This is a genomic window from Prevotella sp. HMSC073D09, assembly GCF_001814145.1.
Taxonomy (GTDB): Bacteria; Bacteroidota; Bacteroidia; order Bacteroidales; family Bacteroidaceae; genus Prevotella; species Prevotella conceptionensis.
Genome location: NZ_KV815128.1, coordinates 96990 through 107518, shown reverse-complemented (window position 1 = coordinate 107518; position 10529 = coordinate 96990). Strand labels below are relative to the sequence as shown.

Genomic DNA, 10529 nt, shown 5'->3' with positions numbered 1-10529 from the left:
CGACATTGCTCATTTGGCTTAACGAAAACGTTCTCTTAAAAGAGTATTTCGCATCGATCGGGTTGTTAATGACCATAGAATCCGCGGAATAACTCGGTATGGCGTTTATCTTGATAAAACTGCTACATTATCCACTACACATGCATCTACTCTTGCCATTGTTGTCTTTGTGTATATTAAGCATTTGAAGGCAATAAAGGTTGTGCCCATAAAGACAAAGAATAAGGTAGAATATGCGATAGTAGGGAAAAATGCAATTTGGCATAAGATTGACGATAAGTTTGTAATTAACAATAACATAGATGCGTATGTCGATGGACAAAACCTCATTGTCAAAGAATAATAAGTATAAGAAAGCTGTTTTGTGGTGGCTGCTATGCTTTGTTGGCCTTTTCATTTTATTCGTGTGCATATACTTCTTGGCATGGGGAATGATGATGCAGCCAAAGCCAAGTTATCAGCCACAGTTATCCAACAAGGAAGAGAGATACTTCAAAGCATTGGATAAAAGGAAGGGATGGAGTAACACTACTAGATTTATTAAGAACATTAATAACGAAGGAGAAAGAATACTCTTAGATACAGTTATGTTAGATAAGGATTATGAATACCTATTAACAGTAGAAATAGAGGATTCTGCCACTTTCAATTCGTTGCCTGTGATGATAGAAGACACTATCGCTTTGATGCTTTACAATCATATATTATGTGGACCTTCGGCACTTAGAAAAATGACAATAGACTTCTCTTATGTTGAGCAACTTGCAGAAGGTCTAAGCGTTGGACACACGCTTACTGCCATCTATGACGTTCGCGACAAAAAGCTTGTCAAGTTAAAACGTGTAAAGGAATGATATGAGGCATTTGTTGCTGTCACACCACCAACGGTTGGTAGCCGCAGTACTGAAACCTAGATACTGCACGTTAGATGAGCGGTCAATAGGGTAAAGGCGCAAGTTGTTGTGGCTAGGAACGTTCTTTTCTCGTTCCTCGAAAAGTGTGTTTTCTCGCCATGACAATGTTTGATCAAGCTCGACATTGTTCATTTGGCTTAACGAAAACGTTACTTTTGGGCTCATTGCAGCCGTTCGAAGTTTACCTTATTCATTTCTTCCACTCGTTTAATGGCGTCCTTATACATCTGCGTTGTGATGCCAATGCTCCGCGCGTCTTGTTCGGAAATGTCGAGAACGTACTTCTTCTTGGTATAGTCGTATCTTATCATGCTATTCAGCATCTGATTCTTGTCCGTTTGGAAACGGTAAACAGCTTCATCGTCAAGTTCTGCGCTTTTTACATTTGTATGAGGGGGTGGAGGATTGGGAACTTGTAGCTCGGTTTCTTCTTTACACGACACCGCACAAAGAAGGGCCGTTAGGCTAATGATTATAGTTCTTGTCTTCATATCTGTTATTTTAAATATGGTGAATAATATGGATATTTGCTAAATTTCGTTTCAAATTTGCCGTTGATTCTTAGCTCTTCTTTGCCGTCAACCGCAGGAGTCGTTATTGTATACTCTCCTCTGCAATCTCCACTTTGCAAGTCGAGAGAACGAATGATGAACTGCCCTTCCACAGAACGTGTAGCTTCTCTTTTTAGATTTGCTACAATAGCAATACCGTCATTTGCTTTCGTATTTATAACTTTTTCTCTGTTCGTTGCAAAGTTTTTTATCACATCATTCGGTATTATTACTGTTGGTTCCTCCAACGACTTTTTATATTCTACTCTATAAGGGTAGTTAATCTGTAAGCCTCCGGTCTTCTCTGTTGATAAGCAGAATGAAATCCAATATTCATAGTCCAATTTGGTTTGACCTTTGGGTTGGAGTTGCATGCATATTAAAAACATGCTGTATTCAGGATAGAAAGACAAATTATTAATGGTAAAGTCAGTATTCCAATAACGTTTCGTTATGTCTACATACTCTTTCCCGTTTATGGTGGCCGTTCCTCTTATTAAAGTTTCACCTTCGGAGGTAAACCTTGAACATCCAATGCTGATGAGAGAAAGCACAATGGCTGCACACATCTTTGTCGATATTATTCTTCGTATCATGGTTACAAAGTTGTTTTAAAAATGAAACTGATAGGTATATATTGGATTACTTTTTGCTCATCGTTGAGCAACATCAACATATAATTATACCTCTGATTGTCGTTTGACTTGTTTCGGATAAATTCGTATTCTTCTTCAGACAAGATGTCGCAGACAAGGGGACCGCCACCGTACATGGAAATTTCTTTGTTCCCTTTCTGTGGACTCAACACAATGGCTGTTATTGGCATCCATTCACGGCCTTCGTACTTTTCAGGCAGGTTTGGCTTATAGTCGATGAATACTCTTGACGATTCGTACAAATCATATCTTTTTTTGAAATCATAAAGGTTTCCCTCGGAATCTATGTAAAAAGTGGTATAGTCCGAGGCGTAGACATCTTGTGGATGTACACTAATGTGTTGCAACGCAGTTTTGTTGCCTTGAACGTCGGCCACTTGCAAAAATACGGTAATGTCTTTGTCTAATGCTTGTGCCTGGATGGTTAAGCTGGACTTATCAGACGTGGACCAGCGGATGTTCTCGTCAGGGTACTTAATGCCCCATTTGAATCTGAGCACTTCGTTTAAAAGAGGCTGGTAGTTCTTATATTCGTTATCTATGCATTTGGCGACAACCTTGTACCCACCCGTTTGGGGCGAAGACGATAGAATAAATCGTGGGATGCCCACAAGAATGGTTTGGTTATATGTTTGGTTTTTGTAATTTGCAGTGAGCACTACCACGCCTCTGCCCTTCACCGTCAGTATGCCCGAGGCGTTGATTGATGCCACATCGGGATTGTTGCTGCTCCAAGTTACGTCGCCTTCTTGGGCAGACTGCAAGCTGTATTTTGCTCCTTCGTAGCCCACTTTTGGGCCAATGATGACTGTCGCATGCGTGGTTGATGCCAAGGGGGCTAAGCTTTGTGCTTGATGTAACAAGTGCCTAACGCTTTCTGTGTACGCAACTTTGTTTTCTGCTTTGGGCAGACGTGAGGCGTTGTCGTTGTGAGCCGTCTGTCCAAAGGCCGAATCCGCCCCAAAGACACTTGCGAACATTAGCACAACTAATAATTGCGTTATGGTGTTTGGCTTAGGTATGTTATTGCATTTCATAACAAATTGATTCTAGATGTGTTCTTAATTTACTGTTTAGGTGGCTCCTTATCTACATGAAAGCAAAAGAAATTAAGATGCAGGGCACACGTTGCAATGTTACATATAATAATTGAAACGGCCAAATATTCAATAACTTTTTTTTACGTGAAGACTATTTTACTAAGGCTCTATTAGTACAAGGATGCAACACTTCTACATGCCGTTTGTGCGCCAGCCCATAAACAAAAAAGCAGGCACAAGGCTGGTTTCCCGGTTGCTTGTGCCTGCCTTTTTAAAAGCGTATTTATTGTGTGGAGTGGCTACAACGATGTGCTTGGCGCGCGTTATGAGCCACCATTCCACGTTTATTTCCATTTTAGTTTCTGAACACCAGTTTACCATCAAGGGCATCGATGAGGATGGGCTTGTCGCGACTAACCTCTTCGGCCAGTATTTTCTTGCTCAGGTCGTTAAGCACATAGCGTTGGATGGCGCGCTTAACGGGCCGTGCACCAAACTCTGGGTCGTAGCCAAGGTCGGCCAAAAGACTGATGGCATCGTCGCTAACGTCTATCTTAAAGCCCTGCTCGGCAAGCATGCGGCCAACCGAACGCATCTGCAAGCGAACCACTTCGGCTATCTCTTGCTTGGTGAGCGGCAAGAACATGATGGTTTCGTCGATACGATTGAGGAACTCTGGACGTATGGTTTGTTTCAGCATGTCCATCACCCGCTGGCGCGTTTCGTCCAAAACCTCGTCGCGATTGCCCTCGCTGAGGTTGGCGCACTGTTGCTGGATGTACTGCGAACCAAGGTTAGACGTCATGATGATGATGGTGTTCTTGAAGTTCACCGTGCGACCCTTGTTGTCGGTTAGCCTACCATCATCCAGCACTTGTAGCAGGATGTTGAACACATCGGGGTGCGCTTTCTCAATCTCGTCGAACAGAACCACGCTGTAAGGCTTACGTCTTACGGCCTCGGTAAGCTGTCCGCCCTCGTCGTAACCCACATATCCAGGAGGTGCGCCGATGAGCCTAGACACGCTGAACTTTTCTTGATACTCGCTCATGTCGATACGCGTCATCATCGACTCATCATTAAATAGGTATTCGGCCAAGGCCTTCGCCAACTCCGTTTTGCCCACACCCGTGGTGCCGAGGAAGATAAACGAGGCAATAGGACGCTTGGGGTCTTGTAGCCCGGCACGACTTCTGCGCACGGCATCGCTAACAGCGGCGATGGCTTCATCCTGTGCAATAACGCGGCAATGCAGCTCTTCTTCGAGGTGCAACAGCTTTTCGCGCTCGCTTTGCAGCATTCGTGTTACGGGAATACCCGTCCAGCGGCTCACCACTTCGGCAATATCGTCGGCCGTAACCTCTTCGCGTACCATGCCTTCTCCGCCTTGCGTGGCTTGCAGTTGCTGCTTAATGTTCTCGATGTCGTTGTCAAGCTCTTTCAGTTTGCCATACCTAATCTCGGCCACACGTTCGTAATTGCCCTCGCGTTCGGCCCTGTCGGCCTCGTGGTTCAGGCGTTCAATTTCCAGTTTGTCTTGCTGAATCTTGTTCACTAGTGCCCTTTCGCTTTCCCATTTGGCTCTGAACGCTTTCTCTTGTTCGCGCAGTTCGGCAATGTCTTTGTCCAATTGCGCCATCTTTGGCTCATCGTTCTCACGCTTAATGGCCTCGCGTTCAATCTCCAACTGTTTAAGTCGGCGGGTTATTTCGTCCAATTCTTCGGGCACCGAGTCGCGTTCCATTCGCAATTTTGCTGCCGCCTCGTCCATCAGGTCGATGGCTTTGTCGGGCAAAAAGCGGTCGGAGATGTAGCGTTCAGACAGTTGTACGGCGGCAATACAAGCATCGTCCTGTATGCGCACCTTGTGATGGTTCTCGTAACGCTCCTTAATACCGCGCAAAATGGAGATGGCGCTAAGCTCATCGGGTTCGTTTACCATCACCGTTTGAAAGCGACGTTCCAGTGCTTTATCTTTTTCAAAGTACTTTTGATACTCGTTTAGCGTGGTGGCACCTATGGCTCTGAGTTCTCCACGGGCCAACGCGGGTTTCAAAATGTTGGCGGCGTCCATCGCTCCTTCGCCTCCGCCTGCGCCAACAAGCGTGTGAATTTCGTCGATAAAGAGGATAATCTGCCCGTCGGCGTTGGTCACTTCCTTGATAACGCTTTTCAGTCGTTCTTCAAATTCGCCCTTATATTTGGCTCCTGCAACCAGTGCGCCCATGTCTAGCGAATACAATTGCTTGTCTTTCAGGTTCTCTGGCACGTCGCCACGCACGATGCGTTCGGCCAAACCTTCAACAATGGCGGTCTTACCCGTACCGGGTTCGCCTATCAATATGGGGTTGTTCTTGGTGCGGCGCGAAAGAATTTGCAGCACGCGACGTATCTCGTCGTCGCGCCCGATAACAGGGTCTAACTTGCCGTTACGAGCATCTTCCACCAAGTTCTTGGCGTATTTCTCCAACGACTGGTAGTTCTCGTCGCCCGATTGCGACTTCACCTGTTGCCCTTGTCGTAGGGCCTCGATGGCAGCGCGCGCATCTTTTTCGGTGCATCCCGCATCTTTCAATATGCGAGCGGCTGACGAATTAACGGCCAACAATGCGAGGAAGAGCGGCTCAACTGAGACAAACTCGTCGCCCAGGCTCTTCGATAGGTCTTCGGCCTTCAACAAAACGTTGTTGGCTTCGTTGCTTAGGTAGGGCTTACCGCCCTCTACGCGCGGAAGATGTTCTACTTCCGAGTTGGCCAATGTACTTACCTGCATGGCATTAACACCAAGTTTCTGGAAGATGTAGTTGGTTACATCGGCGGCCTTTTCAAGCAAGGCCTTGAGCAAGTGCACCGGTTCGATGCTTTGTTGTCCTGCCCGTTGTGCAATGTTCACGGCCTCTTGAACCGTTTCTTGCGCTTTGATTGTATACTTGTCGAAGTTCATTGTCTATATGTTTAATGTAATTTATTGTCTGACTTATTGTCTGTTAAACACTATCCAAACAGTATGCCGATGTTATTTCCTCTGTCAAATTGTCATCTTTGCGACTATTTTTCATGTAAAACATAATTTGTTGGCTGAAAATTTGTCACGTAGATTTGTTTTTCCTACCTTTGTCCCGACCGATAAAAACCATCGGCAAAGTAATCAACGTAAACAATCAACCAACGTTAAACCCTTTTAACTAAAAAAGACATCAAACATGGCAAACAATGAACTTTTGATGAATGCCAACGAAGTGGTGGCGTTCTTGCAAAAACCGTCTTCCGAATTTACCAAGGAGGATATTGTGCGTTTTATCCAAGAAAACGAGATTAAGATGGTGAACTTCATGTATCCTGGGGGCGACGGAAAGCTCAAAACCCTCAATTTCATCATCAACAACTTGGCTTACCTCGACACAATACTCACTTGTGGTGAACGTGTAGACGGGTCCAGCCTATTCTCTTTCATCCAAGCAGGCAGCAGCGACCTCTATGTTCTGCCGCGTTTCTCGTCGGCTTTCGTCGATCCCTTCGCCGAAATTCCTACGCTTTGCATGCTTGCGTCTTATTTCGACAAGGACGGCAATCCGCTAGAAAGCTCGCCCGAATACACCTTGGCCAAGGCTGCTAAGGCTTTCCGCGAGGTTACGGGTATGGAATTTCATGCTATGGGCGAGCTGGAATATTACGTGATAACGCCCGATGAGGAGGTATTCCCCGCTGTTGACCAGCGCGGTTACCACGAGTCGATGCCTTATGCTAAAACAAACGACTTCCGCACGCTTTGCATGTCGTACATCGCAAAGGCTGGCGGACAGATTAAATACGGACACTCTGAGGTGGGTAATTTTAGCCAAGACGGACTGATTTACGAGCAAAACGAGATTGAGTTCTTGCCCGTACCCGTAGAAAAAGCCGCTGATGAGCTGATGATTGCCAAGTGGATTATTCGCAATTTGGCCTATCAAATGGGTATGAACGTTACCTTTGCACCGAAAATTACCACTGGTAAGGCTGGTTCGGGCATGCATGTGCACATGCGCTTGATGAAGGACGGCAAGAGCGTGATGGTAGAAAACGGCAAGCTTAGCAACACGGCACGCACTGCTATCGCCGGATTGATGAAGCTTGCAGACAGCATTACTGCCTTTGGCAACAAGAACCCGATGGCTTACTTCCGCCTTGTCCCTCACCAGGAGGCACCCACCAACGTTTGTTGGGGCGACCGCAACCGCTCTGTTCTCGTACGCGTACCCCTAGGTTGGGCCGCCGGCGTCGACATGATGCACAAGGCCAACCCCCAGCAACCGACCGAAACGCCGGACACGTCGATGAAACAAACCTTCGAAATGCGTTCGCCCGACGGCTCGGCCGACATTTATCAACTTCTCGCTGGCTTGTGTGTTGGCTGCCGTTATGGCTTTGAATTGCCCAACGCACTCGAAATTGCAGAGCAAACTTACGTTGATGTAAACATTCACGATGCTGCAAACGCCGATAAGTTGAGCCGCCTGGGACAGTTGCCCGACAGCTGCGTTGCATCGGCCGATTGCCTGGAACGTCAACGCAAGGTGTACGAGGCTCATGGCGTATTCTCGCCCGCTATGATTGATGGCATCATCAAACAGTTGCGCGACTTTAACGACAGCAACCTGCGTAAGGAAGTGGAAAACCGCCCCGCCGAACTGAAAGAACTTGTTGAACGCTACTTCCATTGCGGATAAGACCGAGGTGGAATAGCTAATTAAACTATAAATGTGAGCCCAGAACAAGGGTGGGGTAGTGCGCCCTGCCCTTGAACTGGGCTTTGTTGTTTAGGCTTATGCCATATACTTCACGCATATAAACCCATGTCTAAAAGAAAAATGCGTGCCCTAATTGATGGACGCGCGGCACGCCAACGTAGTTACTGGTGGGGCAAAGTACGCATCACTACGTACATCACGATGGTCATTTTGCAGCTGCTTATTGTTTTCTACGACTCTTTTTGGGGACTTCCGCAGGTTGGGCTTGCCGGATTGCTGTGGCAACTTATTGCTGTTTCCACGCCTGCAATGCTGTTTGTTTACGTAGTGTTGATAATCGTGGTAGGTGTTAAAATGAACCGAATATCCACCTACGAAGAACGGTATAAAAGCTCAAACTTCGAAGAAGAAGAGCGAAAATGGCACCAAAATGCTGCTATACTTGGGCTGATGCTCGTAGTGCTAATGGCGATTGCCGTGTTTATTGCTGGCAGCATGGGTGTGTTTAATTACGTGAAGGACTTGAAATGCGGACCGAAAGTTACGAAAATGACCTTAAACGAGGTGTCGTATAAGCATCATGTGGTACGCTCAAAACGCGCATATGCTTGGCTGTTTCCTCAAATTGGAGGCGGAGAATTTACTTTGCGTTTCGCTAGTTGTAATGAAAAAGACAAGTGGGGATTAACAAAATATTATTACTTTGATTTCTCGCAGTACGAAACAGATGCAGTTGATAGGGTGCTGCGTGGTGTTTTGGTGAAAGACAAGGCTTTTTCCGCCATGCAGTTTATGAAAGAAACCGACGCCAAGGGTTTGCGCGGGCGTGGTTTTAAAACTGGGGTAATCAATGGCGGAGTGCCCGCTCTGTATCTTGTTAGGTACTATCCGCACAGCCATGTCTTTATCAATGCCACGCCTGTGCGGGACAAGCTGCAAGGCATGGGGTGCAAGTAACGAGCCTCTTGTCCACGTCTGCCAGCCGTTGTGTGGCTTGGGCAATACCTTTTTCAATAGGGTTTGTGTGCCAAAGATACGTACCAGCGAGCCTTATGGCTCGTTTTGTTAAGGTGGCGTGAGGCATATTTCCACGTTTGGCGCGGATTTTGTAGCGAATTAATACGACATAACCATACATAAGATGAAAGAAATTAATTATAAGGAGATGAAATTTAATCCTTTCAACCTGTTGGGAAAGGAATGGATGTTGGTGTCTGCGGGTAATGAGCAGGACGGATGCAACACGATGACCATTAGTTGGGGACACTTAGGTTGCCTGTGGGGACACAACGACCCCACGGCAGTTATCTATCTGCGCCCATCGCGTTACACAAAGACGTATGTGGATAAGGAAAAGTATTTCTCGCTGTGCGTTATGGATAGCGACTTTAAAAAGCAAATGGCCTACCTGGGGAGTGTGTCGGGGCGCGATGAGGACAAGATAGCCAAGGCAGGACTTACCAAAGTGTTTGCCGACGAAACGGTATATTTTAAGGAGGCGAAGCTTGTGCTTATCTGTAAGAAACTATATGCCGCTGAATTGCAGCAGAGTGGTTTTGTGTATCAGGAAACACTCGACGAGAGCTATCCTAAACGCGACCTCCACACAATGTACGTGGGAAAGATAGAGAAAGTGTTGGTGCGAGATGATGAATATGTGGGCATGGATGCCCCCTTTAAGAAGTAATCCGTATCTCACTAGATTGTACCTAAAAGTGCTACCCAAAGTTGCTTTTTAGAGCCAACCATAAATGTAAATTTGTTTGGGGATGAGAGCGATAACGTTTTTGGCGTTGTTGGCTATGTTGCTAATGCCCCTTTTTGTACATGGCCAGCATGTGCAAGGGCCTTGTTATGTAGTTGATGGTAAAACTTATGCCTTTGTTTCGTCAACCAACGAACCGGGCATAGAGAAAGAACTGAGCGAACACATCGCCCAAAACTTGCCCATGATATTATATGATGGAACGTCTTTTCGGTTTGTTGTGTCTGCAACGATAGGCAAGCGGGGCCGACTTAAACGACTAAGTCTGGTAAACAAAAAGAGTTTTAAGGGCAGCATGTGGGTTTGGAAAGACGTAAAAAAGATGCTGAATGCCGTTCAATTTAAACCTGCATCGTATGGTGGAAAGCTCATTAGCTATTCTTTCGTGTTTCATATAAAGGTAGATTTCACAACTTGGCGGTAGGCATTGATATGGCTCGTAGAAGTTTTGGCCTGTGGAATATATTACGAAGGCATGCTGTTCTGAAAGCTGTTTGTCACAAAGCGGCCATTATCGAGCAGCTTTCAGTGCTTTTATGATGAACCTGTTTTTGTTAAATATGGTATTTATATTTTACAAAACACACCCTGCTTGCCGCTCTGTTCTAGCGTAAATTAAGGCTTTTGTGTAGGCTATTAGCGGCTATTTGCAGCCTTACGCATTTCGTTTTCTGTCCATTTTTAAGACCATAGCCCGCATTTTGCACCATTTTGCCTTTCTATTTTGGTTGCCAACTCGTATTTTTCAACCCCCAAATACCCACGTTTTATCCCTAAAATCCTACTTTTTAACGACTATTTTGCTCTTTCCGGCCATGTTTTTCATGGTTCGAAAAGGGTTTGTTTATACAATTGCTGTGGATGTTTATGCTT

General features: G+C 45.8%; 9 protein-coding genes. 5 read left to right on the top strand and 4 right to left on the bottom strand.

Translation table 11 applies throughout. The features are described 5' to 3' along the window. Positions 1 to 308 precede the first annotated feature (308 nt). The gene (locus tag HMPREF2955_RS12835; protein ID WP_083317729.1) at positions 309 to 854 is read left to right on the top strand and encodes a hypothetical protein; all 546 of its coding nucleotides are present in this window, start codon (positions 309 to 311) and stop codon (positions 852 to 854) included. A 221-nt stretch (positions 855 to 1075) separates the two neighbouring features. Here the strand turns inward: HMPREF2955_RS12835 and HMPREF2955_RS12830 are convergent, their stop codons facing one another. The 4 genes from HMPREF2955_RS12830 to clpB all read right to left on the bottom strand — a co-directional run bounded on the left by HMPREF2955_RS12830 (position 1076) and on the right by clpB (position 6105). Then, positions 1076 to 1405, bottom strand: coding sequence for a hypothetical protein (locus HMPREF2955_RS12830; RefSeq protein ID WP_070723842.1), 330 nt, complete (start codon positions 1403 to 1405; stop codon positions 1076 to 1078). 5 nt (positions 1406 to 1410) lie between these two features. Continuing rightward, positions 1411 to 2061 carry a hypothetical protein gene (locus tag HMPREF2955_RS12825; RefSeq protein ID WP_070723841.1) on the bottom strand — a complete coding sequence of 217 codons (651 nt, stop codon included), beginning with the start codon at positions 2059 to 2061 and terminating at the stop codon, positions 1411 to 1413. Between the two features lie 2 nt (positions 2062 to 2063). Beyond that, the gene (locus tag HMPREF2955_RS12820) at positions 2064 to 3158 is read right to left on the bottom strand and encodes an Ig-like domain-containing protein (protein ID WP_070723840.1); all 1095 of its coding nucleotides are present in this window, start codon (positions 3156 to 3158) and stop codon (positions 2064 to 2066) included. A 358-nt stretch (positions 3159 to 3516) separates the two neighbouring features. Beyond that, positions 3517 to 6105, bottom strand: coding sequence for an ATP-dependent chaperone ClpB (gene clpB / locus HMPREF2955_RS12815; RefSeq protein ID WP_070723839.1), 2589 nt, complete (start codon positions 6103 to 6105; stop codon positions 3517 to 3519). A 259-nt stretch (positions 6106 to 6364) separates the two neighbouring features. Between clpB and HMPREF2955_RS12810 the strand changes: the two genes are divergently transcribed. The 4 genes from HMPREF2955_RS12810 (at position 6365) to HMPREF2955_RS12795 (ending at position 10080) form a co-directional block, all read left to right on the top strand. Then, positions 6365 to 7870 (top strand): glutamine synthetase family protein, encoded by a 1506-nt coding sequence (locus HMPREF2955_RS12810; protein ID WP_070723838.1) that lies wholly within the window; start codon positions 6365 to 6367, stop codon positions 7868 to 7870. A 141-nt stretch (positions 7871 to 8011) separates the two neighbouring features. Continuing rightward, entirely contained in the window at positions 8012 to 8848 is an 837-nt protein-coding gene (locus tag HMPREF2955_RS12805; RefSeq protein ID WP_210401326.1) for a hypothetical protein, read from the top strand. Positions 8849 to 9032: 184 nt separating this feature from the next. Then, positions 9033 to 9578: a flavin reductase family protein gene (locus HMPREF2955_RS12800; protein WP_070723836.1), complete on the top strand. Its 546-nt coding sequence runs from the start codon at positions 9033 to 9035 to the stop codon at positions 9576 to 9578. Between the two features lie 82 nt (positions 9579 to 9660). Then, entirely contained in the window at positions 9661 to 10080 is a 420-nt protein-coding gene (locus HMPREF2955_RS12795; RefSeq protein ID WP_070723835.1) for a hypothetical protein, read from the top strand. Positions 10081 to 10529 lie beyond the last annotated feature (449 nt).